Origin of the sequence: Arthrobacter sp. NPDC093125 (assembly GCF_044754225.1) — a bacterium.
Taxonomy (GTDB): Bacteria; Actinomycetota; Actinomycetes; order Actinomycetales; family Micrococcaceae; genus Arthrobacter.
The window spans coordinates 51115-74650 of the sequence record NZ_JBIVOQ010000002.1 but is presented as its reverse complement, the minus strand read 5'-3'; the positions used below and the strand labels follow the sequence as shown (position 1 = coordinate 74650).

Below are 23536 nucleotides of genomic sequence, written 5' to 3'. Positions count from 1 at the left end.
GTCACCCCTGCCAGATTTGATTGGCCGGTCTGCGTACAATGGCTAGGTCCGTTTTCGGATCCTGCCGGCAGGCCGGCCAATTACTTTTTTTGCACACCCGCAAGGGCAATCCTCCACCTCCCCGGTGCTGAGGCGTGCGCACGCAATCCAGGTTTCAGGGAGCCCAATGAACGCCGTCCAGAGGTTCATCAGAAGCAGAGTGCTGCTGCTGACCGCTGCCATTTTGACCGCCGCCATGTGCCTGTCCGTCCTGGTCCAGACGCAGTCCCAGGCTGCGTTGACCAGGACCGTGGACGAAAACTCGCGGGGTCTCTACGACATCCTGGTGCAGGCCAAGGCAGGTTCCGGAGGCGCCCTGATGCAGCCGGAAATTGCCACCGGCCAGGGCGGTATCAGCTTCGACCAGCTGCAGAGCATCAGGGACCTGTCCGGCACCTCCGTGGCCGCTCCCATCAGCCTGGTGTCCCGCGTGACCCAGAACCTCGAGGCCCCCAGGCTCGAGGCCATGGACTACCTCGGCTACAACTCCGGGCTTGTCGGCACAGCCACCGCCGGAGACCCGAGCGCCACCGATCCGGGCAAATGGCCGGCAGCTGAGTCCGTGCTGAGCGAAACACCCAAAAAGTACCGCCTCACCGCCAGTGCCAGGAGCTCCGACGGGTCAAAGGAGCGGACGCTCTTCAAGTCCACGGCCGAAGGGACCCTGGGCAAGGCCCGCCTCGTCGAGGAGGACACCCCCGGCGGCAAGAGCACGCGCATCGCGGGGCCGGAGGGGGAGACGGGCATCAAGTTCCCCGCACCCGCCGGAGGTTCCGAACACAACCTTTTCAACCTCACTGTTGCCCTGCCCATGGCGCCTGAGGTCACCGAGTCCGTGGTCGCCGTCGACCCCGTCGCGGAGCGGGCGCTGCTCGGCTCCGCCGGAGACTTCCTGGCCCCGCTGGAGAAGGCCCCACCCGCTGACGCCCGCAACGCCGAGGCTGTTGGCCGCCACTTTGAAAGCCTCTTCACCGGCGGCATCGGGATGAAGGAACTGGAGGAGGGCCCGGACTTCCTGGGCGTCAAGCTCAAGTACTGGGCGCCGCTGATGACCCAGTACCAGCAGGCGAAGATGAACGGGCAGCTGACCGAGGACTCGAAGGCGATTCCGCTGATCGTCCGCTCGGGTACGTCCCTTGACCTGAAGTACTCGGTGAAGATCGAGGAAATCGACGACGCCGGAAACGTGGTCAAGGATGTCGGAACCGTTGACCGCTCCCTCGGCAGCGACTACCTGCCGTTCGTGTCCAAGTCGCCCTTCGCCCTGGCCTGGCCCGGATCCACCGACCACTCCAAGCTGCTGGGCAATCCCGAAAGCTTCGGCCGCGGCCTCTACACGCCTGCCACCTGGAGCACGGACTTCGCCTCCGCGCCTAAGTACAAGGACGGTTCGACGGCGGGCAACGGCGCCGTCGACAAGACCGCAACGCCCGGCGAATGGGTCACGGTCAACAGGCTTCCGGAGAAGTCGGCCGCCGGCGACCCCGTGGACCAGACACAGCGCAATCCCGTGGACGAACGCGCCTACCGGGAGAGCCTTGAGACGGGGGAGAAGCTGGCTGCGCCGCTCGCCATGGTCTATGGCACGTTCGATCCTGCGGAGGTCCAGAAGGCAGCCGGCGACGTGAACCGGCTTCCGCTGGGCGGCTATGACCCCACCCCGCTGACCCTGACCAAGGACGCCAAGGGCAAAGACGTCGAGGACACCACGCTCAAGCCGTCGCTCAGCGCCACGGGACTGGCCAGCCAGTCGGCCGGTGCCATTACTGACTACTACGGCCTTGCGGCCGCCCGCGGATACGAGAAGAACGCCTCCGTCATCGACGCCGTGCGCGTCCGCGCGGGCGTCCCGGGCAGCTGGAAGCAGGCACAGCCGGAGGTTGAAAAGCTCGCCAACGAGATCCGGGACATGGGCCTGGAGGCCACTGTCGTGGCCGGCTCGGCCCGGGAGGATGCCAACATCTTTGTCCCCGGCTACTCGAAGGACGACGCCGGCAAGGAATCCGCGCTGGGCACCGTCCAGCAGTCGTGGGTCAGGCAGGACGCCGCCGACGCCGTTACCGGCTCGCTGACCGCCACCAACCTCACGCTGCTCTTCCTGACCCTCTGCGGCGCCGCGCTGCTGACCGGGGCATCGACCGTAAGCTACGTGCGCCAGCGCCGCCGCGAGGCCGGCACCCTGCGCGCCATGGGCTGGACCCAGCGCCGCATCCGGTCATGGGTGCTGGAGGAGTTCGCCGTGGGCGCCGCACTGCTGGCCGTGGCCGGCGTCGTGCTGAGCCTGCTGAGCTGGAACCTCGCGACGGTGATTGTTTCTGCGTCCGTGCTGGTGCTGTACGCAGCAGCCGCGCTTTTCGCAGCGCAGCAGCTGCGGCACCGCGAGGAAGTCGACCAGGAACCGCAGCACGATGAGCGGCTCATTGCCGTGGACTCCCCGCTGACCTTCGCCAACCGGCAGCTGACCACCAACCGCTTCAACGCCATCTCGCTTGCGGTGGCAGTCGGCGTGTTCGGCGCTGCTGTCGGCGGTCTCATCGCCCTGCTCATCGACATTCCGCGAGCAGCCGGGGCCAGTGCGCTGAGCGGGCTGGCCGCCACCAGCATCGCCCTGCCCAGCCTTGTTCTGGGGCTGTCCGGTGTTGCCGTGGCGCTCCTGCTCACCCTCGTGACCGGGCGTTTCGAGCTGCAGGCCAAGCGCCAGTACCTCGGTACCCTGGAAGCGATGGGCTGGAACCCCGACATGCTCGGCCAGGTCCGCCTGTTCGAAAATGCCCTCGTGGGAGCGGTGGCTGTGCCGCTGGGCGTCCTGGGCGCCCTCGGTGTCGGGCTGCTCCTTGCTCCCTACGCTGCGCTCTGGGCCGCCGTGGCCGGGCTCGTGGCCGTCCTTTGCTGGATTCCGATTGCAACGAAAGTAGTCCAATGAGCAACGACCGTAACCTTCGCCGCGAGCGCGGGAGCGACGACGGCGAAAGCGCACTCCAGACGCGCGCCAGCACCATCGTCAAGGCCTCCGATCACGGTACACCGCTGGAACTGAGCAACATCACCATCCGCTACGGCGGCGGCAAGGGCGGAGCCGACGCCGTCAGCGTCGTGGAGGGCTTCGACCTGACCCTGCACGCCGGCGAGATGCACTGCGTGGCCGGCCGCAGCGGCTCCGGCAAGACCAGCATCCTGACGGTTGGAGCAGGACTTACGCTGCCGACGTCGGGCCGGGTGCTGTGGGAGGGCGAGTCGCTCGAAAGCATGAGCGACGACGAGATCGCCGACCGCCGCCGTGCCCTCATCGGGTACGTCGACCAGGGCGGTGCGCTGATCGACGGCATGAGCGCGCTCGAGAACGTCCTGCTGCCGGCCGTGCCGGACGGCGAAGTGGAAAAGCGCCGCGACATGGCCAAGGACCTGCTGGACCTGGTGGGCCTGGGCCGGAGGATGCGGCACCGCCCCGCGCAGCTCTCCGGCGGTGAGCGCCAGCGCGTCGCCATTGCCCGGGCCCTCATCCTGGGTACGCGCGTGCTCGTGGTCGACGAACCCACTGCAAGCCTGGACAGGGCCTCGGCGAACCGCATCATCAGTATCCTGAAGGACACGACGTCTGACGGCATAGCAGTCCTCGTTGCTTCACACGATCACGAACTGGTCCGGCTGAGCGATACGCTGACCGAACTGATCTAGCTCCGTCCCTCCGCACCAAAGGTAACTTTCCGCCCGTGACTTCCTCAGACAAGAGCCCGTTCTACATCACCACGGCCATCACCTACCCCAACGGTGTGCCGCACATCGGCCACGCGTACGAATACATCGCCACCGACGCAATGGCACGGTTCAAGCGGCTGGATGGCTATGACGTGATGTTCCTGACCGGCACTGACGAGCACGGGCTGAAGATCGCCCAGACAGCGGAAAAGGAAGGCATCACGCCCAAGGAGCTCGTGGACCGCAACGCGGAAATCTACAAGGCGGCCCATGCCGCCCTCGGCATTTCCTACGACCGGTTCATCCGCACCACGGATGCTGACCACTACGCCGCGTCACAGGCCATCTGGAAGAAGATGGAAGCCAACGGGGACATCTACCTCTCCAAGTACGAGGGCTGGTACTCCGTCCGCGACGAGGCCTACTACGGGGAAGACGACACCGTGGTCAAGGAGGACGGCGCCCGGTACACCAAGGAGACCGACACCCCGGTGACCTGGACCGCCGAGGAAAGCTACTTCTTCCGCCTCTCCAACTACCAGGACAAGCTGCTGGCGCTCTACGAGGCCCAGCCGGAATTCGGCGCCCCGCAGTACCGCTTCAACGAGGTCATCAGCTTCGTGCGCCGCGGGCTTGAGGACCTATCCATCAGCCGCACCACCTTTGACTGGGGCGTGCCCGTGCCCGGCAACGACAAGCACGTCATGTACGTCTGGGTCGACGCCCTGACCAACTACCTGACAGGTGCGGGGTACCCGGATACCGAGGCCGAGTCCTTCAAGAAGTACTGGCCCGCGGACGTCCACGTGATCGGCAAGGACATCTCGCGCTTCCATGCAATTTACTGGCCCGCCTTCCTGATGAGCGCCGGGCTGGAACTGCCCAAGCGCATCATGATCCATGGCTTCCTGAACAACAACGGGGTCAAGATGTCCAAGTCCCTGGGCAACGTCGTGGCCCCTGAGGACTTCGTGGCCCAGTACGGCCTTGATCAGGTCCGGTTCTTCTTCCTGCGGGAGGTTCCCTTCGGCGCCGACGGCAGTTACAACCATGAAGCAATTGTCGGCAGGATGAACGCGGACCTCGCCAACAACTTCGGCAACCTCGCCCAGCGGTCGCTCTCGATGGTCGCGAAGAACTGTGAGGGTAAGGTTCCGGTTCCCGGCGCCTTCACGGCAGCGGACGAGGCCATCCTGGCCCAGGCAAACGCCCTGCTTGACCAGGCACGCGCCGCCTTCGACAAGCAGGAATTCAGCCGCGCCCTTGAGGTCATCTGGGGTGTTCTGGGCGACACGAACGCATACTTTGCGGAGCAGGCCCCCTGGGTGCTGCGGAAGACCGACGTCGAACGCATGCAGACGGTGCTTTACGTGACCCTCGAGGTACTGCGCATTGTGGCGATCCTGGCCCAGCCGGTAATGCCGTCCGCGATGGCCAAGCTGCTGGGCTCGCTCGGCCAGCCTGAAGGTGAGGCACGGCAGTTCACCGCGGTCCCGATGCCCATTGCTGCCGGCACCGATCTGCCCGCACCCGTTCCGGTCTTTCCGAAGTACGAAGAGCCGGCAGAAGCCTAGGCCTGTGCTCCTGCCGGCTCCTCTGCCGGCAGCCGAAACGCCCCCTTGCCCCGGTTTCCCCCTGGGCAAGGGGGCGTTTTTGCCTGAAGTGGGTCAGCACGGGGGCCCCAAGTAGTACCGAGTACACCGGGGTCCGTGAACCCGCCGCCGCCAAGTAGCAGGCCCAAAAGAAGGCGTACAAGCTACTCGGGACTGCCGCAAAGGCGGGATCCTACCCTGAAGCTGCAAGCAGACTGACGACGACTTGGGAGCAACCATGGTCCCCACCTCCACCGTTTGATGTTCAGGCAGTGGTGGCATGACAACGGAATGCCGCCCGAGTCCCGTCAGTCCGATCCAGCGGTATGGAGGGACAAGAAATGAGACGAACAATCGCGGCAGCCGGAATTCTGGGTTTAGGACTCCTGGGGACGACGCTTCCGGCAAGTGCGACGCCCGACAACGGGCATGGCAATAACGTCAGTATCTGCCATGAAACGGGTTCTGAGACCAACCCGATCGTTGAGATCGACGTCAACGAAAACGCCGTCAACGGCCATGGACCCGGTGAGAACAGCGGCCACGGTGAGAACAGTGGCCAGGGCGGACACAACGACGACGAGTGCTACGAGGAGCCGGGAGGCAACGAGGAACCCAACGTGCCGCCGGTAGTGGAACCACCTGCGCAGCCTCCGGTTGTCGCACCGCCCGTGGTGGCACCCCCGGTGGTCGCCCCGCCGGTTGTGGCGCCCCCGGTTGCGGCACCGCCGGCTGTTGTGCCCGAAGCCCCCGCGGCTCCGGTGGTGAAGCCGGTCGTGAAGCCGGTGGTGAAGCCAGCGGCCAAGCCCGTGGCTGTGCCGGCCGCAGCAGCGCCTGCGGCTGCAGCTCCTGTCGCCGCGGTGCCTGTCGCCGCTGTGCCGGTCGCCGCGCCGGCGTCCAACGCCGGGTACAACGTCCAGACGGCCGCGGGCGGTGATGCCGGAACAGGGATTCCGTCGTGGCTCGCCACGCTGACGGGCGCGCTGGCCGGCCTGTCGGGCCTGGTGCTCCTGCGCGGCGGGATGCGGGCCAGGAAGCTCGAGGGCTGAGCAACAGGGATTGGCGGGTGTCACGGGCTGGACGTGGCACCCGCTCTTCCTGATTCCGTTCGAAGGAGAATGACATGCCCAGACACCTCGGGACCAGGCCGTCCCGGTCCGCCGGCGGCCGCAGGCTGCTGCTGGGCTATGCCGATCTTCTGATCCTGTCATTTTGCTGCCTGGGGATTCTGGCAGCGTGGCTCATCTACGGTGCCGCTGGTGCCGGGCACAGCACCGCCGGGAGCGGCCCGGGAGTCCGGTACTCCCCGGCCGCCCCCACCACCCAGTTCCCGCACCCCCTCCAACCGATACAACCGGCCGGGGGACAGCCAGGAGCAACCTCGCCCGCCGCCGGCAAGGCGCCCGGAGCTGTTAAGGTGCCTGCCGCAGGCACGGCGGCCGCTGCCAAAACCGCCCCACCCAAACCGGTGCAGATCACTGCCGCACCGCCGCAACGGATTATCTATCCCGCCGCCGGCATGGATGTGGTGGTGCACCCCCTGAGGCCGGACGGCGACGACACCGCGAGCAGGTCGATCGTGCCCCCTGAAACAATGGACGGCTACTGGCTCACGCCCTTCGGCCGGCCGGGGGTCGGATCGGTGAACACGACGTACGTCATCGGGCACAGTTGGGAAGGTCAGGACGCGCCGTTCAATCACTTGAGCTCATCCGCCGCGCCTGGCGACGTTTTTACCGTCGTCACCTCAAAGGCCAAGCTCCTGTATAAGGTGAACTCCGTCACCACATATACGAAGTCAAGCCTGAAGGACAGCTCCATCTGGGACGTGGTTCCAAACCGGCTGGTCCTCATCAGCTGCTACACGGAGGACCTGTGGGGCAAGAACGTGGCCCTCGTGGCGTCACCCGTCATGGGGAAGTAGCCCACGCCGGACCAGGAGCCGAAGCTGTAGCGTTCGGATTGTGAGACGGTTTGCCCAGAATGTGGATTGCTTGGCTACCCTGAAAAACATGAGCGCATCCACGATTAATCTTGCTGTTATTCCGGGCGACGGCATCGGCCCCGAGGTCACCGCCGAGGCCATCAAGGTCCTCGAGAAGGTCGTCGCTGCCGAGGGCGTCACGCTCGAACAGACCCATTACAAGCTTGGCGCGCAGCACTGGCTCGAGACCGGCGAGACGCTCCCGGACGAGGTTCTGGAAGACCTGCGGACCCGCGACGCCATCCTGTTCGGTGCCGTCGGTGCAGCGCCGGGCGACACGCGGATTCCTTCCGGCATCATCGAGCGGGAAATGCTTCTGAAGCTGCGGTTCAGCCTTGACCACTACGTGAACCTGCGCCCGTCAAGGCTCTACGGCACGGTGGGCAGCCCGCTTTCCAACCCCGGAGACATCGACTTTGTCGTGGTCCGTGAAGGCACCGAGGGTCCCTATGTGGGCAACGGCGGTACGCTGCGTGGCGGAACGCCGCACGAAGTGGCCACGGAGGTGTCGCTGAACACCGCCCACGGCGTGGAGAGGGTGGTCCGGGATGCCTTCCGGCGTGCCAGCGAGCGGCCGCGCAAAAAGGTGACGCTGGTCCACAAGCACAACGTGCTCGTCTACGCCGGCCACCTGTGGAAGCGCACGGTGGAGGCTGTGGCACAGGAGTTCCCCGAGGTCACCCACGACTACCTGCACATCGACGCCGCCACCATTTTCATGGTCACCGACCCGGCGCGCTTTGATGTGATCGTCACCGACAACCTCTTCGGCGACATCATCACGGACCTTGCCGCGGCCATCACCGGCGGCATTGGACTCGCCGCCTCCGGCAACATCAACATGGACCGCACCGCCCCGTCCATGTTTGAGCCGGTCCACGGTTCGGCGCCGGACATCGCGGGGCAGCAGAAGGCGGACCCCACGGCTGCCATCCTCTCGGCGGCGCTGCTGCTGGACCACCTGGGCTATGCAGGCGCGGCACGGAAGATCGAGGCAGCGGTTGCGGCCGACATTGAAAGCCGCAGCGGCGAAGTACGGAGCACCAGCGCCGTTGGCGACGCCATCGCCGCGGCGGTTTAGCCCCGCACAGCAGGCGTAAGCTTGTCCTGAATCACCAATTTGCTGCCGTGGTCCGATGCTGAACCACGTTCACCTGCCAGGCAGCCGACCGTGGAGGAACCATGACTCAGACTGCCCATGGCGTCGAATTCACCCAGCAGCCCTCGGCAACCCCGAAGTCCGCTGAAGAGCGTGCAGCCATCCTGGCGAACCCGGGATTTGGCAACTACTTCACCGACCACACCGCGGTCGTTGACTACAAGGTGGACGAGCACGGGAACGGCGGCTGGCACAGTGCCCGGATCGAGGCCTACGGGCCCATCATGCTGGACCCTTCTGCTGCTGTGCTGCACTACGGCCAGGAGATCTTCGAGGGCCTGAAGGCCTACCGCCATGCTGACGGCACCGTCTGGACATTCCGTCCGGAAGCCAACGCGGCGCGCCTGAACCAGTCGGCCCGCCGTCTGGCCCTTCCGGAGCTGCCAGCCGAATACTTCCTCGGCGCGATCCGCGAGCTCGTCAGCATGGACAAAGACTGGGTCCCGTCGGGGGACGGTGAAGCGCTCTACCTGCGTCCGTTCATGATCGCCACGGAGGCGTTCCTGGGGGTCCGGGCTGCCCGCGAGGTGTCCTTCCGGGTCATCGCCTCGCCGGTCGGCAATTACTTCGGCGGCGAGGTCAAGCCGGTTTCGATTTGGATCTCCCGCAACTATGCCCGGGCAGGCCGTGGCGGCACCGGCGCGGCCAAGTGCGGTGGCAACTACGCGGCATCGCTGATCGCCCAGCAGGAGGCCGAGGCCAACGGCTGCAAGCAGGTTCTGTTCCTCGACCAGTTCAACGACAACGCCGTTGAGGAACTCGGCGGCATGAACGTCTTCTTCGTGATGAAGGACGGCTCGCTCGTTACTCCAGCCCTCACCGGCACCATCCTGGAGGGCGTCACCCGCTCGTCCGTCATCCAGGTAGCCAAGGACATGGGCCGGGAGGTCGCCGAGCGCAAAATCACGCTCGACGAATGGCGCGACGGCGTTGCCTCAGGCGACATCACCGAGGTCTTCGCATGCGGTACGGCCGCCGTGATCACGCCGATCGGAGTCCTCAGGGACGAGACCGAGTTCATCGGCGCGGAGGACGCGAAGGCGGGCGAAACCACCATGGCCATCCGCGAACAGCTGCTGGGGATCCAGACCGGCAAGGTCGCGGACAAGCACGGCTGGCTCACCCGGCTAGCCTAGCCACCGCCCCATCCAGCGCGAACGGACACTTGAGGCCCCGGCCAGAGAGCTTACGACGGCGGCCCCGCACCTTGTGCGGGGCCGTTTCGCATGTGTTGGCCATCGTTCCACTGCCCGGCGGGGGAGTGGTGCGAAGATGGAACGGTGACAGCTGAAAATTCCTCCGCCCTGGTCCGCTGCACCGATCTGACCCGCTTCAGGCTTGCGCCCAATCCGGGGCCCATGAGCCTGGACGGCACCAACTCCTACCTGATAGCTGCGGCAGGCCATCCGGGAGCAGCCGTGGTGGATCCAGGCCCGCTTGACGAGAAGCACCTCCAAGAGCTGGCCGCCGGCTCCGTCGAGCTGATCCTGATCACGCACCGCCACGCCGACCATACGGCCGGAGCAGCGCGGCTCCACGAACTGACGGGGGCGCCGGTCCGTGCCGCCGATCCCCGCCACTCCATCGGAGAACCACCGCTCCAGCCCGGGGAGGTCATCTCCGCCGCCGGAACGGAGGTCAGGGTGGTCGCCACACCGGGACACACGTCCGATTCCGTCTGCTTCCACCTGCCCCTCGACGGCCCCGGAGGGTCTGTGCTCACCGGCGACACCATCCTGGGCCGCGGAACCACTGTGCTGGACCACCCGGACGGCCGCCTCGGCGATTACCTGGCCTCTCTGGACCGGCTTGAAATACTGGGGCCTGCCACTGTGCTTCCTGCCCACGGCCCCGTCCTGCCCGCGCTGGACGCCGTGGTCCGCGCCTACCGTAGCCACCGCCTGGACCGCCTCTCGCAGATCCGCGCCGCCCTCGCGCAGCTTGGACCTGACGCCGGCGTGCCGCAGGTCACCGATGTCGTTTATGCCGACGTCGACACGTCTGTGCGCCGCGCGGCAGAGAACTCCGTGGCAGCCCAGCTGGACTACCTCCGCTCCCTCCGGGAACCGGCCTGACCGGGAGCGGGCTGCACCAGGCTGCCGGCCTTGCGCCCAGCTGGATCAGGCGCGGGAACGGACGGAAGCCCCGGAGCGGGACTGTAGGCTTGGGACCATGCGTATTGCCCGGTTTGTTGTCGATTCTGATCCCCTCTACGGCGTCGTTGAAGGCGAGCCAGGCAGTGAGGAAATCACTGTCATCAACGGCGACCCGTTCTTCAATGGCGTGGAGCGTACCCATGTCCGCCACAAGCTGGAGGACGTCCGCCTGCTCGCGCCCATCATTCCCCGCAGCAAGGTGATCGGAGTGGGGCGGAACTTCACCGAGCACGCGCGTGAACTTGGCAACGAGGTGCCCCAGCACCCGCTGCTGTTCCTGAAGCCCAACACATCCGTCATCGGACCCAACGATCCCATCGTGCTTCCGGAGTTCTCCGAGGAGATCTCCTACGAGGCCGAGCTGTGTGTTGTGATCGGCAGGATCTGCAAGGACGTGCCGGAAGAGCGCGCGGACGACGTCATTTTCGGCTACACCTGCGGCAACGACCTCACCGCCCGCGACGTCCAGAAGACGGACCTGCAGTGGGCGCGGGCCAAGGGGTTCGACACATCAGCCCCGCTGGGACCCTGGATTGAAACTGACCTTGACCCCGAGGACCTTGCCATCAAGGGCCGGCTGAACGGCGAACTCCGCCAGGACGGCAGCACCAACCAGATGATCCGCGGCGTCCGGGAACTCGTGTCCATCGTGTCCAGCGCATTCACGCTGCTGCCCGGTGACGTCATTATGACCGGCACCCCTGCCGGCGTCGACCTCGTGCAGGCCGGCGACCGGTTCGAGGTGGAAATCGAAGGCATCGGCCGGCTCTCCAACCCGGTCGTCCGCCGCTAGCGGTCCGCTTCAGCGGAGATTCCACAGCCCAGCCCACCAGGAAAGCCGCCGCGTGGAATCCCGTGGCGGCCTTCCTGTCTCCGGCCGCGCCGGCGGAGGAACCGCCGTCGAAACCGGTGAACGTGCAGGCGGTAAAGTTGGAGTCACTATGACTACTCCTTCTGCGTCGAACGCCGTCTCCAGCTCTGCCCTCCGTGAAGTCACCGCCGACACTCCCGTGCGTGTCCGGTTCTGCCCTTCGCCTACAGGCACCCCGCACGTCGGTCTGATCCGCACGGCCCTCTTCAACTGGGCCCACGCCCGGCACACCAAGGGCACTTTCGTGTTCCGCATTGAGGACACGGACGCCGCGCGCGACTCGGAGGAGAGCTACCAGCAACTGCTCGAGGCGCTGAAGTGGCTTGGCATCACCTGGGAGGAAGGCGTGGAAGTCGGCGGCCCGCACGAGCCGTACCGCCAGTCACGGCGCCTGGACCTCTACAAGGACGTCGTCGCCAAACTCATCGAGGCCGGCTACGCCTACGAGTGCTACTCCTCGCCGGAGGAAGTGGAGGCACGCCACCGCGCGGCCGGTCGCGACCCCAAGCTGGGCTACGACAATTTCGACCGCGACCTGTCCGACGAGCAGGTGGCAGCGTTCAAGGCGGAGGGCCGCGAGCCCGTGCTGCGCGTTCGCATGCCCGACGAGGACGTCACCTTCACGGACCTGGTGCGCGGCGAGATCACCTTCAAGGCGGGCAGCATCCCGGACTACGTCATCGTCCGCGCAGACGGCTCCCCGCTGTACACGCTGGTCAACCCCGTTGACGACGCCCTGATGGGCATCACGCACGTCCTCCGCGGTGAGGACCTGCTCTCGTCCACGCCCCGCCAGGTGGTGCTGATCCGGGCACTCATGGATATCGGCGTGGCGAGCTACATGCCCGTTTTCGGCCACCTGCCCTATGTCATGGGCGAGGGAAACAAGAAGCTTTCCAAGCGTGATCCGCAGTCCAACCTCTTTTTGCTCCGTGACCGCGGTTTCATCCGCGAGGGTCTGCTCAATTACCTTTCGCTGCTGGGCTGGAGCCTGTCCGCGGACGAGGACATCTTCACCGTGGACCAGCTGATTGAGAACTTCGACGTCAAGGATGTCCTGGCCAACCCGGCGCGCTTCGACATCAAGAAGGCCGAAGCCATCAACGGCACCCACATCCGCATGCTCGATCCGGAGGATTTCCGCGGCCGGCTGGTTCCGTACCTCAAGGCTGCAGGATTCGTGGGGGAGAGCCTGACCCCGCGCCAGGAAGAGATCCTCGCCGAGGCGGCCCCGCTGATCCAGGAGCGCATCTCCCTGCTGGGTGAGGCACCGGAAATGCTCGCCTTCCTGTTCAAGAACGACGACGGGATCGACATTGCGGACGACGCCCGCAAGGGGCTGCCCCAGAACCTGGACGAGGTGCTCGACGCCGCGCTGGCAGCGCTGGAGCCCCTTGAGGACTGGAGCGCAGAGAACATCCAGACGGCCCTGAAGCAGGCACTTGTGGAGGATCTGGGCATCAAGCCGCGGCTGGCGTTCGGACCTGTCCGCACGGCTGTCTCCGGCCGCCGCATCTCCCCGCCCCTGTTCGAGTCCATGGTGATCCTGGGCAAGGAATCGTCCCTGGCGCGCTTGCGCGCTTTCCGCGGCTGATGCAGGGGCAGGCGGGCGTGGAAGCCGGCGTCGTCCTTGACCACCGCTTCGGCGCGGTGGGCGGGGTCCTTTTCGATATTGACGACACACTGGTTGATTTGGCCTTCTCCATGACCACGGCCCTGCGCGACGTCAGTGAACACCTCCTGCCCGGCCTGGACCAAGCCGGGTGGGAGAGGTTCGGCAGGATCTTCACGCACGAAACCACGCATTACTACGACCGTTATTTGGCGGGCGAACTGACCTTTAACGAACAGCGGCTGCTGCGGGGGCGTGCGGCACTGGGGCATTTCGGCGTCGACCTCGGCGAAGGCGACGAAGCCCATATCTGGCTCACGTCCTATGCCCGCCTGCAGCCGAGCTACGTCAGGGCCTTCGAGGACGTTCCGCCGCTGCTGGATGCGCTCGACGCCGCCGGCATACCTTACGGTGCCGTGAGCAACAACGTGCATGACTACCAGCGCGCCAAGCTCGACAGCGCCGGGCTGGAACGGATCCGCCGGCTCGTGGGCACGGACACTGTTGGAGTGCCGAAGCCCGATCCTGCCATCTACCTGGAAGGCGTGCGCCTGCTGGGCAGTTCCGCGGGCAGCACGCTTTACGTCGGCGACAACCTCCTGCTCGACGCAGAGGGCTCGACGGCGGCCGGCCTGGTGGGCGTCTGGCTGAACCGTACGGGGGAGTCAGCTCCGGACTACCAGGGGTACGAGGTCGGAAGTCTGCTCGAGCTGCTGGTCCAGCCGTAGCAGGGGTTGCATGAGCGGAAGGCTGGCTGGAGGCATGCTGCCGGCCCGGCGGTCGGTTCGTGGTCAGGCCGTGGGCCTGCCTGCCGGTCTGGCCGCCGTGGGGAGACCGCCGGTAGTCTTGGTTGATGAGTACCGCAACCCCATCAACGGTCACGTTTGACGGGCGCTTCGCCCGGGAGCTCGCCGAAATGGCCATCCCGTGGCAGGCGGCGGAAGTGCCGGAGCCGCGGCTGCTCGTGCTCAACGAGCCGCTGGCCGCCGAGCTCGGCTTTGATCCCGCTGCCCTGAGGAGCCCAGAGGGTCTGCATCTCCTCACCGGCAACCGTCTTCCTGAGGGAACCACCCCTGTGGCGCAGGCGTACGCCGGGCACCAGTTCGGCTGGTTCACGCCCCGCCTTGGTGACGGCCGGGCCGTCCTGCTCGGTGAGGTTGCCGACGCTGCCGGGCGACTGCGGGACATCCACCTCAAGGGCTCCGGGCGCACGCCGTTCGCCCGGGGAGGCGACGGCCTCGCCGCCGTCGGACCGATGCTGCGTGAGTACATCGTGAGCGAAGCCATGCACGCCTTGGGCATCCCCACGACCCGCTCTCTTGCCGTCGTGGCGACCGGTCAGCCGGTGTACCGGGAGACAGAGCTGCCGGGGGCAGTGCTGGCAAGGGTCGCCAGCAGCCACCTGAGGGTCGGCAGCTTCCAGTACGCGCGGGCGACGGGCGACGTCGACCTCCTGCGCCGACTCGCCGACCACGCCATCACCCGGCATTACCCGGCCGCCGCAGACGCAGACAACCCTTATCTAGGCCTCTTCGAGGCGGTCATAACCGCCCAGGCGTCGCTCGTGGCTAAGTGGATGCTCGTGGGATTCATCCACGGGGTCATGAACACCGACAACATGACGATTTCGGGGGAGACCATCGACTACGGACCATGTGCCTTCATGGAGGGTTTCGACCCCGCCACGGTCTACAGCTCGATCGACGAGGGCGGCCGCTACGCCTACGCCAACCAGCCCGTGGTGGCCGAGTGGAACCTGGCCAGGCTTGCCGAGGTTCTCCTGCCCCTGATCCACGAGGACCAGGAACAGGCGGTTGCGCTGGCGATGGAGTCCCTCGGTGCGTTCCGCCCCCAATACAGTGCCAACTGGTCGGCCGGTATGGTGGCGAAGCTCGGCCTGCAAGCGCGCGACGACGCCGAGAGCTCACCTGTGGTGGACGGCGTGGTGACAGTCCTTCAGCAAGGGCGCGTCGACTACACAACGTTTTTCCGAACGCTTGGCGTTGCGGCGCGGGGCACGGCTGAACCCGTTCGGAGCCTGTTCTCCGATCCGGCCGGTTTTGATGCGTGGGCGGAGAGCTGGCTCGCACTGGATCCGGACGCAGCCTCGATGGACCGCGTCAATCCCGTGTACATTCCCCGCAACCACCTTGTTGAAGAGGCCCTCTCCTCCGCTGTCGGGGGCGATCTCGGTCCGTTCGAACGGCTGGTGGAAGTGGTAAGCGCTCCCTACGGCGAGCGTCCGGGACTTGAGCGATACGCCGCTGCCGCCCCCGGGAGCTTCGGACCATACCGCACCTTCTGCGGAACCTGAAGACACGGGGCCGGGCGTTCCCAGTGGACCAGGTCTTTCTAGCGCATCAGCGCGTTCTTTTGCCGGCCGCTGATTTTGGAGCGGCGCCCGCAGTCTGAGCAGGTTATCTGATACGACCGGGACGTGGTGAAGACGGGAATGAAGAACAGCGTGAATCTGGTGGCGCGCTCTTCCAGGTAGTGCTGGGCAAAGGCGCCGCAGTATTGGCAGGTCGCCGCCCGCGAAGGCAGTTCGGTTACTTTGGTGCTGAATCCGAAGAGGATGAACATCATGTGCCTTTCAGCTGTCCGTTACCGGCGATCACCGTTGTTCTGCCCGGTTGATGACCTTGCGTGGCCAGCAAGGCGATTGCGCGCGCGATTTTTGCGCCGCCCAGGGAAGACGGCTCGATGGGGTTCGCATAGTCGCTGTCCTCGCCGCACAGGAGGCGCAGGTCGATCAGGGAGATGCCCAGGGAGAAGGCGGCCCGGGTGATGCAGTCATTGAAAACCGCAAGGGCAGTTTTGATGGTCCTGTAGCCGGGGCCGCTGGAAGGAGTGTCGTAGATGGTGCACACGGCGGAGGGCAGGCCTGTTGACGCCACTGCCTTGGCCATGGCGTGATACCCGGCGGCGAAGTCATCCTGGGCAGCGGCGAGAATGTTCAACGCACCCGTGACATCTCCGGCGGGCATTTGCAGGACGTCGGCGAAACCGAGGGCGTCATTGCCGCCGACGCTGACCACAAGATGCGATGCGTCGTCCGGCAGGAGGCGCAGCTGCCGGTCCACACCGGCCATGACGTCGCCGTCGAGAGCCAGCAACGTGGCCTGCCACCCGGGCGGGAGTTCCTGGCGGAGCTGCGTGATGACATCCGGGTCTTCGCCCACGTACGCCTTGTTATCGAAAATAGAATCGCCCAGCAGCACCACGTGGCCGGACGCGGGCGGCGCGCCAGCTAGTGTCATCGCGTCTCCCCGCCCGTCACTTGGCGTCCCCGTCAATGGCTGTCGTGTTCCAGCCATAGGGGTTAGCACCGGACCCGCCGCTGCGGCAACGGTCATAGCCCTGCTGCCATGCATCCCGGACGGCGGCCACCAGGCCGGCCAGCAACGGGTAATAGGGGTGGTCGGGCCCGATAAAAATCATCTCTTCGCGGGCCGTGTCGATGATCCTGCCGATATCGCTCACCGTACTCATGCCGCATACTGACACGAAATTTTTCCCGTGGCGAGGGCAGGCGCCTCGGCGGTGCCGCCGGGTGACGCACCTAACAGCGGAGAAGGCCGCTGCCGATTTGTGCAGGGCCAGACTCTCGGGTAAAGTAATTACTCGTGCTGAGGCGCTCGGAGCGCAGGATTGATCCTGCGGGACCGGCCCGAAAGCTACATTGGGATATGGTGTAATTGGCAACACTACGGTTTCTGGTACCGTCATTCTAGGTTCGAGTCCTGGTATCCCAGCTCAGAAATACCGGTGCTATTGCGCAGGTTTTCTGGAATTTCAAAGCGAATTAGCGATTTGAAATTCACGCTGAATGTGTGAAACAATTATTCAGCCCGAACGGCAGAAATGCTAATCGGAAAAGTACAGGGCCCCATCGTATAGCGGCCTAGTACGCCGCCCTCTCACGGCGGTAACGCGGGTTCGAATCCCGCTGGGGTCACAAAAAATCCCCCGGAGCCTCGCTCCGGGGGATTTCTTTTTGTCACTCGTGTGGTTGCGCGGACACGGGCCTGAGCCCAACTGGCATGATGAAGCTGTGACCTCATCCAACGAGCCGGCACCGTCTTCCGACAACACGCTGCCCAGCGGCCAACCATCCGTCGAGCAGTCAGCCGGGGCTGTAGGGCTGCTTGAGGCGGTACACCACGACCTGCACGCCGTCTCCCTCCCGCTGGCCCTGCCCGGAGTCGAGGAAGCCAGACTGGAGATCCGCAGATCCGTGGCCCAGCTCGAGGACTACATCCTGCCGCGCTACCGCAGCCTGGATGCCCCGCTGCTGGCCGTCGTCGGCGGTTCCACCGGAGCGGGCAAATCGACGCTCGTCAACGCCCTCGTCGGCCACCCGGTTACACGGGCGGGAGCAATCCGCCCCACAACGCGGCAGCCCATCCTGCTGCACCACCCTGCAGAAGGGGAATGGTTTGAGGACCAGCGCGTCCTGCCCAACCTCAGCCGCATCCGGGGTGCCGTCGTCTCGACCCAGGTCCCGGCCACCCAGGCCGGGCCGGCTCCGGACCCGGCCTCCATCTCTTCGCTCGTTCTGGTGGCAGACACCGCCGTTCCTGCAGGAATAGCCCTTCTTGACGCGCCGGACGTTGATTCCATCTCAGACGACAACCGCAGGCTGGCAGGACAGCTGCTGGCAGCAGCCGACCTCTGGGTCTTTGTGACCACCGCCAACCGCTATGCGGACGCCGTCCCGTGGAAGCTGCTGCTGGACGCGGCTGCCCGGGACATCACGGTTGCCGTGGTGCTTGACCGGGTTCCTGCCGCCGCAGAGGAGGAAGTCAGCACCGATCTGCGGGCCATGCTGTCCCGTGAGGGGCTCGGCGGCGCCCAGCTTTTCATCGTTCCGGAAGTCGCCCTTGACTCCCTGGGCATGCTGCCGGCTGCCGCCGTCGAACCGCTGAAGACCTGGCTGGGAAATCTCGCCGCCGACGCCGCGGCGCGGGCCGACATTGCCCTGCGAACTCTCAACGGGACCGTGAAAGCACTAGGGCAGCGTGTGTGGTCCGCTGCTGAAGCCGCCAGCGGGCAGAGACGGGCCGCCGCGCTGCTTGCCGGTGATGCCCGGAGCGCATATGAGGACGCAGTGTCCCGGATTCTCGATGCCACCAGGGACGGCGCACTCCTGAGGGGCGAAGTGCTGGCCCGCTGGCAGGACTTCGTGGGCACCGGCGAATTCTACCGCAGCGTCGAACAGAACATCGGCCGGTTCAGGGACCGGATGGGCGCGTTTTTCCGGGGAGAGCCCGCCCCCGCCGTCAAGGTGGAAACGGCGATCGAAACGGGGCTGCAGGCGGTCATCATGGACGAAGCGGCGAACGCCGCCGAGGACACAGACCAGCGCTGGCGATCCAACCCGGCCGGTAGGCAGCTGCTCGGCACCGATGATCTCTCCGGAACAGCCCCGGGGTTTGCCGATGACGTTGCCGCCGAAATCCGGGCGTGGCAGGGGAGCCTGATGGAACTGATCCGTACCGAAGGGCAGGGCAAGCGCACCCAGGCCAGATTGCTGTCCTTCGGCATCAACGGTTTGGGCGCGGCCCTCATGATTGTGGTGTTTTCTGCGACGGCGGGCCTGACCGGACTGGAGATCGGCGTGGCAGGCGGCACCGCCGTCGTTGGTCAGAGGCTGCTTGAAGCCTTCTTTGGCGAGGACGCTGTGCGGCGGCTCGCGCAGACCGCCCGTGAGGACCTCCATGCCCGGTGCCAGAAACTGCTGCAGGGCGAGCAGGAGCGGTTCCTGGAACGGCTGGACTTTGATGAAGGCCCGTCGCCCGACGCGCTGGCGGACCATGCGAGGTCGCTGGCCCGGCTGGCGGACGCCGCATGAGCCGCCACAGCCTGGCCCGGGCAGCAACCCGACTGGGAACCAGGCTCGAGGCGCTTAACTCAGCCCGGGAGCTGGCCGAAGGCGTGCTGCCGGGAGAGGCTCTGGACCAGGTCTTCCAGGTCCTGGACCGGGCGAGTGCACGGAGGTCACTGTCCGCGGACCACACTGTGGTGGGTTTTTTCGGTGCCACAGGCAGCGGCAAGTCAACGCTCTTCAACGCGGTCAACGGAGCCGAAATAGCGACGGCGGCGGCGCGGCGGCCCACGACGTCGGAACCCCTGGCCAGCGTCTGGGGAGCAGAGGGCAGCGAGGCACTCCTTGACTGGCTGGAGGTGCGCCAGCGGCACCATGCCGATCCCGTGCCTGGATTCGCAGACGAATCCAGCGGGCTGATCCTGCTGGACCTGCCGGACTTCGATTCGACCAGGTTGGCCAACCGGGAGACGGTGCAGCGGCTCGTTGGGATGGTGGACGTCCTTGTCTGGGTGCTGGATCCGCAGAAGTACGCTGACGCAGCCGTGCACCAGGACTTCCTGGCCCCGCTGGCCTCCCATGGCGCGGTCACGCTGGTGGTACTGAACCAGATTGACAGGCTGCCCGCGGCCGATGTGCCGCTCGTCCTGGAGTCACTGAAGGGAATCCTCGCGCAGGACGGCCTGGGCAAAGTCCAGGTCATCGGCGCTTCGGCGCTTACCGGTACGGGCGTTGACGCTGTCCGCGCTGCAATCCGCCAGGTGGTCGCGCAGCGGGCGGCCCTTTCCTTGCGCCTCTCCGCGGATGTCTCCAGGGCTGCGGCCCTGCTGCATGAGGTCTCCGGTGACGGGGAGGCTGCGGGGGTGAAAGGAAACGCCCGGTCCCGCCTTGCTGAAGAGTTGGCCGTCGCTGCCAATGTTCCTCTGGTGGTGGATGCTGTGGGCCGGTCCTACCGGCAGGAGTCCACGCGCCGTACCGGCTGGCCGGTGACGCGGTGGCTGGTACGGTTCAGGCCGGACCCGCTCAGGCGGCTGAACCTGCGCAGCAGCGCCAGCCCGGAGGTGAACAGAACCTCCCTGCCCGCGGCGGGGGCGCCGGAACGTGCCCGTACGGACGCCGCCGTCCGGGACTTTGCAGACACCGCGAGCGACGGCGCGCCCGGGCCGTGGCGGGCGTCGATCCGCAGTGCCGCCCGGCAGGGCCGGGACCGGCTCCCGGACGCCCTGGACCAGGCCATCGCGGGCACAGACCTGAAGGCCGGAAGGAAATCCTGGTGGTGGGGGCTGTTCAACGTGGTCCAGTGGCTGGCGCTGCTGACCGCGGTGGGCGGCCTGGTGTGGCTCGGCGTGCTCGCCGTCCTCGGTTACCTGCAGCTGCCGGTCCCGGAGGTGCCCCAGGTGGAGGGCTGGCCCATTCCCACACTCATGGTTGCCGGAGGGGCGCTGCTCGGGATACTGCTCGCCATAACCGCGAAGTTCATCACGGCGGGGGTTGCGCATGCACGCGCCACTGCCGCCCGTAAACGGCTCAAGGCGGCCGTCAGCCAGGTCGCGGGGAAACACGTCATTGAGCCCGTGGAAGCGGAAATCGGCCGGATGAAGGCCTTCAGCGAGGCATTGAAGACTGCACGCAAGTAGCAGGTGTGACGCCGTCGGTGAGGCCCCCTGGAGGCTGCTACTTGCCGGCGGGTTCGGCGACCGCGGCATCCCGGACCTTGATCATGGTGCGGAGGTTCCGCGTGGTCGTCGAGGCCTTGTACTTGGGCTTGGCGGAGAGTTTGCTGAAGGGGCTTTCCAGCGTTCCTCCAGCCGGAGCCAGCCATGCTGTCGCTTCAGGCCCCAGCCTTGTCTGCTCGACACCGTCAAGCGCCGCGGCGGCGTCGAAAAGTTCGTCAAGTGCCGCCGGGTCCGAGGCCAGGGTGAGGTACGTGTGGGTGGACTTGTCGTCGGCAGGGTACGGGCATGCGTTCACGAGCTCTGCCACGCGGTCTGCTGTCAGCACCACCACCCAGGCGTCGTAGCCGAAGGAGTCCCGAAGGCAGGCTTCGAACACGTCCTTGACGGCTGCAGGCTCCAGCTCGCTGGCCAGCACGACGTTGCCGCTGGCCAGCAGGGTCTTGACACCCGTGAAGGGGCAGTCCTGGAGGGCCTGCCTGAGGTCGGCCATCTTGATGTTGATGCCGCCGACGTTAATGCCGCGGAGGAACACTGCGTAGCTGGTCATCGGCCCAGAATACTGTGAAGGCCTGGTTTAAGAGGCGCAGGGCAGACGGCAAACGCCCTGGCCGCGGTCCTGCTAGTCGCGGTCCTGCTAGTCGTTGTTCTTGCGCAGCGCCTCTGTCAGGGCCCTGGCGGCGTTGCAGACGACTTCTGCGTGCAGGCGGCCGGGCTGGCGGGTGAGCCGCTCGATGGGGCCGGAGATCGAAACGGCCGCGATAACACGTCCGGAGGGTCCGCGGACCGGCGCGGAAACTGAGGCGACCCCAGGCTCGCGTTCGCCGAGGCTCTGACCCCAGCCCCGCCGTCGTACTCCTGCCAGGACGGTGGGTGTGAAGCGGGCGGCCTGCAGCCCCTCCAGCAGGCGGTCGTGGTCCTCCCAGGCGAGCAGGACCTGGGCCGCGGAACCGGCCTTCATGGACAGTTGGGTGCCGACAGGAATCGTGTCGCGGAGTCCGATGGGCCGTTCCGCTGAGGCAACGCAGACGCGCCAGTCGCCCTGGCGGCGGAAGATCTGGGCGCTCTCGCCGGTGGCATCGCGCAGCTGCATCAGAACCGGACCGGCGGAGGCAATGAGGCGGTCCTCGCCGGCAGCGGAGGCGAGCTCCACCAAGCGGCTGCCGAGCACGAACCTGCCCTGGATGTCGCGGCTGACCAGGCGGTGGTGAACAAGCGCCAGCGCGAGCCGGTGCACTGTGGGTCGTGCCAGCCCTGTTGCCGCAACCAGCTGTGCAAGAGTCGTGGGTCCGGCCTCAAGTGCGTCGAGCACCTGGGCGGCTTTATCAATGACACCGACTCCACTAGAATTGTCCATGTAATGATATTGCCGTCTCATTATCTGAGATGCAAATCTTTGGACTGGCTTATGACAGCAGTCTGCTGTTTCAGTGGAAACCAACAATCGACAGCAGTGAAGGGAGATGGCCATGGCGAACACATTGGCCGAGAAAGTCTGGGACGCGCACGTGGTGCGCAAGGGCGACGGCGACGGTGCCAGCGCTCAGCCTGACCTTCTCTACATCGACCTTCACCTCGTCCACGAGGTGACTTCCCCGCAGGCCTTCGAGGGCCTCCGCCTGGCCGGCCGCAAGCTGCGCCGCCCGGACCTCACCATCGCCACCGAGGACCACAACACTCCCACGCTGGACATCGACAAGCCAATTGCCGACCTGACCAGCCGCACGCAGATTCAGACCCTGCGCAACAACTGCGCCGAATTCGGTGTCCGGCTGCACTCGCTCGGCGACGCCGAGCAGGGCATCGTGCACGTGGTCGGTCCCCAGCTCGGCCTGACCCAGCCCGGCATGACCGTCGTCTGCGGCGACTCCCACACCTCCACCCATGGTGCCTTCGGTGCGCTGGCGATGGGTATCGGCACGTCCGAGGTTGAGCACGTCATGGCCACCCAGACGCTGTCGCTGAAGCCGTTCAAGACGATGGCCATCAACGTTGAGGGAACGCTGCGCCCCGGCGTCACAGCCAAGGACATTATCCTGGCCGTCATTGCCAAGATCGGCACCGGCGGTGGCCAGGGCTACGTCCTCGAGTACCGCGGCTCCGCCATCCGGGCACTGTCCATGGAAGCGCGGATGACCATCTGCAACATGTCCATCGAGGCGGGCGCCCGCGCCGGCCTGGTTGCTCCGGACGAGACCACCTACGCGTACATGAAGGGCCGCCCGCACGCGCCCGAGGGCGCCGAGTGGGATGCCGCCGTCGAGTACTGGAACACGCTGCGCAGCGACGACGACGCCGTCTTCGACGCCCAGGTGGACCTCGACGCCGACACCCTCGAGCCGTTCGTCACGTGGGGCACCAACCCCGGCCAGGGCGTCTCGCTCTCCGCCCAGGTCCCGTCGCCCAATGACTTCGGCGACGAGAACGCCAAGGCCGCCGCCGAACGCGCCCTGCAGTACATGGGGCTTGAGGCCGGCACACCGATGAAGGACATCCGGGTGGACACCGTCTTCCTGGGCTCCTGCACCAACTCCCGCATTGAGGACCTGCGTGCCGCCGCGGACATCATCCGCGGACGCGAGAAGGACCCCAAGGTCCGCATGCTCGTGGTGCCCGGCTCTGCCAGGGTCCGGCTGGAGGCCGAGGCCGAGGGTCTGGACAAGGTGTTCAAGGACTTCGGCGCGGAATGGCGCTTTGCAGGCTGCTCCATGTGCCTGGGGATGAACCCGGACCAGCTCGAGCCGGGGGAGCGCTGCGCCTCCACGTCAAACCGCAACTTCGAAGGACGCCAGGGCAAGGGCGGCCGCACCCACCTGGTATCGCCGGTGGTGGCAGCAGCGACGGCCGTGCGCGGCACGCTGAGCTCGCCGTCGGATCTTGATCCGGCACCGGAATCCGCAGCACTCCAGACCGACGCAGCCTAGGAA

The 23536-nt window shown here is 66.2% G+C and carries 20 protein-coding genes and 2 tRNA genes; 17 read left to right on the top strand and 5 right to left on the bottom strand.

What is annotated here, in order from left to right; all coding sequences use genetic code 11:
* The first annotated feature begins 166 nt into the window (after positions 1-166).
* From ACIP9X_RS04835 to ACIP9X_RS04780, 12 genes are all read left to right on the top strand, one after another.
* Entirely contained in the window at positions 167-2962 is a 2796-nt protein-coding gene (locus ACIP9X_RS04835) for an ABC transporter permease (RefSeq protein WP_400478603.1), read from the top strand.
* A complete protein-coding gene (locus ACIP9X_RS04830; protein ID WP_400478602.1) occupies positions 2959-3714 on the top strand; it encodes an ABC transporter ATP-binding protein in 756 nt (251 codons plus the stop codon). Before ACIP9X_RS04835 ends, ACIP9X_RS04830 begins: the two co-directional genes overlap by 4 nt.
* 35 nt (positions 3715-3749) lie before the next feature.
* Positions 3750-5309 (top strand): methionine--tRNA ligase, encoded by a 1560-nt coding sequence (gene metG, locus ACIP9X_RS04825; RefSeq protein WP_400478601.1) that lies wholly within the window; start codon positions 3750-3752, stop codon positions 5307-5309.
* 359 nt (positions 5310-5668) lie between these two features.
* Positions 5669-6376, top strand: a complete 708-nt coding sequence (locus ACIP9X_RS04820; protein WP_400478600.1) for a hypothetical protein — start codon at positions 5669-5671, stop codon at positions 6374-6376.
* A gap of 74 nt (positions 6377-6450) precedes the next feature.
* Complete coding sequence (locus ACIP9X_RS04815) at positions 6451-7251, top strand: class F sortase (protein WP_400478599.1); 801 nt, start codon at positions 6451-6453, stop codon at positions 7249-7251.
* A gap of 88 nt (positions 7252-7339) precedes the next feature.
* On the top strand, positions 7340-8392 hold the full coding sequence (locus tag ACIP9X_RS04810) for a 3-isopropylmalate dehydrogenase (RefSeq protein ID WP_400478598.1): 1053 nt from the start codon (positions 7340-7342) through the stop codon (positions 8390-8392).
* Between the two features lie 101 nt (positions 8393-8493).
* Positions 8494-9606, top strand: coding sequence for a branched-chain amino acid aminotransferase (locus tag ACIP9X_RS04805; protein ID WP_400478597.1), 1113 nt, complete (start codon positions 8494-8496; stop codon positions 9604-9606).
* 144 nt (positions 9607-9750) lie between these two features.
* On the top strand, positions 9751-10545 hold the full coding sequence (locus ACIP9X_RS04800; protein WP_400478596.1) for an MBL fold metallo-hydrolase: 795 nt from the start codon (positions 9751-9753) through the stop codon (positions 10543-10545).
* A 97-nt stretch (positions 10546-10642) separates the two neighbouring features.
* Positions 10643-11419, top strand: coding sequence for a fumarylacetoacetate hydrolase family protein (locus ACIP9X_RS04795; RefSeq protein WP_400478595.1), 777 nt, complete (start codon positions 10643-10645; stop codon positions 11417-11419).
* A 148-nt stretch (positions 11420-11567) separates the two neighbouring features.
* Complete coding sequence (gene gltX / locus ACIP9X_RS04790; protein WP_400478594.1) at positions 11568-13091, top strand: glutamate--tRNA ligase; 1524 nt, start codon at positions 11568-11570, stop codon at positions 13089-13091.
* Entirely contained in the window at positions 13091-13837 is a 747-nt protein-coding gene (locus ACIP9X_RS04785) for an HAD family hydrolase (RefSeq protein ID WP_400478593.1), read from the top strand. The genes gltX and ACIP9X_RS04785 overlap by 1 nt, the downstream gene beginning before the upstream one ends.
* Positions 13838-13962: 125 nt before the next feature.
* A complete protein-coding gene (locus ACIP9X_RS04780; protein WP_400478592.1) occupies positions 13963-15423 on the top strand; it encodes a YdiU family protein in 1461 nt (486 codons plus the stop codon).
* 38 nt (positions 15424-15461) lie between these two features.
* Here ACIP9X_RS04780 and ACIP9X_RS04775 read toward each other — a convergent pair whose 3' ends face one another.
* The 3 genes from ACIP9X_RS04775 to ACIP9X_RS04765 are packed head-to-tail and all read right to left on the bottom strand — an operon-like array spanning position 15462 to position 16601.
* A complete protein-coding gene (locus ACIP9X_RS04775; RefSeq protein WP_400478591.1) occupies positions 15462-15695 on the bottom strand; it encodes a zinc-ribbon domain-containing protein in 234 nt (77 codons plus the stop codon).
* Positions 15692-16369 (bottom strand): GDSL-type esterase/lipase family protein, encoded by a 678-nt coding sequence (locus tag ACIP9X_RS04770; protein ID WP_400478590.1) that lies wholly within the window; start codon positions 16367-16369, stop codon positions 15692-15694. The genes ACIP9X_RS04775 and ACIP9X_RS04770 overlap by 4 nt, the downstream gene beginning before the upstream one ends.
* A 16-nt stretch (positions 16370-16385) precedes the next feature.
* Positions 16386-16601: a hypothetical protein gene (locus tag ACIP9X_RS04765; protein ID WP_400478589.1), complete on the bottom strand. Its 216-nt coding sequence runs from the start codon at positions 16599-16601 to the stop codon at positions 16386-16388.
* A gap of 191 nt (positions 16602-16792) precedes the next feature.
* Between ACIP9X_RS04765 and ACIP9X_RS04760 the strand changes: the two genes are divergently transcribed.
* The 4 genes from ACIP9X_RS04760 (at position 16793) to ACIP9X_RS04745 (ending at position 20573) form a co-directional block, all read left to right on the top strand.
* Positions 16793-16864 (top strand) — tRNA-Gln (locus tag ACIP9X_RS04760).
* Positions 16865-16994: 130 nt separating this feature from the next.
* Positions 16995-17067 (top strand) — tRNA-Glu (locus tag ACIP9X_RS04755).
* Positions 17068-17205: 138 nt separating this feature from the next.
* Positions 17206-18963, top strand: coding sequence for a dynamin family protein (locus tag ACIP9X_RS04750; RefSeq protein WP_400479039.1), 1758 nt, complete (start codon positions 17206-17208; stop codon positions 18961-18963).
* On the top strand, positions 18960-20573 hold the full coding sequence (locus ACIP9X_RS04745) for a GTPase (protein ID WP_400478588.1): 1614 nt from the start codon (positions 18960-18962) through the stop codon (positions 20571-20573). Before ACIP9X_RS04750 ends, ACIP9X_RS04745 begins: the two co-directional genes overlap by 4 nt.
* 37 nt (positions 20574-20610) lie before the next feature.
* On the opposite strand, the gene ACIP9X_RS04740 is transcribed toward ACIP9X_RS04745, so the two are convergent.
* Both ACIP9X_RS04740 and ACIP9X_RS04735 read right to left on the bottom strand, forming a co-directional pair.
* The gene (locus ACIP9X_RS04740) at positions 20611-21159 is read right to left on the bottom strand and encodes a DUF1697 domain-containing protein (protein WP_400478587.1); all 549 of its coding nucleotides are present in this window, start codon (positions 21157-21159) and stop codon (positions 20611-20613) included.
* Positions 21160-21246: 87 nt separating this feature from the next.
* Positions 21247-21966 carry an IclR family transcriptional regulator gene (locus ACIP9X_RS04735; RefSeq protein WP_400478586.1) on the bottom strand — a complete coding sequence of 240 codons (720 nt, stop codon included), beginning with the start codon at positions 21964-21966 and terminating at the stop codon, positions 21247-21249.
* Positions 21967-22078: 112 nt separating this feature from the next.
* Here ACIP9X_RS04735 and leuC point away from each other — a divergent pair, with 112 nt between their 5' ends.
* On the top strand, positions 22079-23533 hold the full coding sequence (gene leuC / locus ACIP9X_RS04730; protein WP_400478585.1) for a 3-isopropylmalate dehydratase large subunit: 1455 nt from the start codon (positions 22079-22081) through the stop codon (positions 23531-23533).
* Positions 23534-23536: the final 3 nt, after the last annotated feature.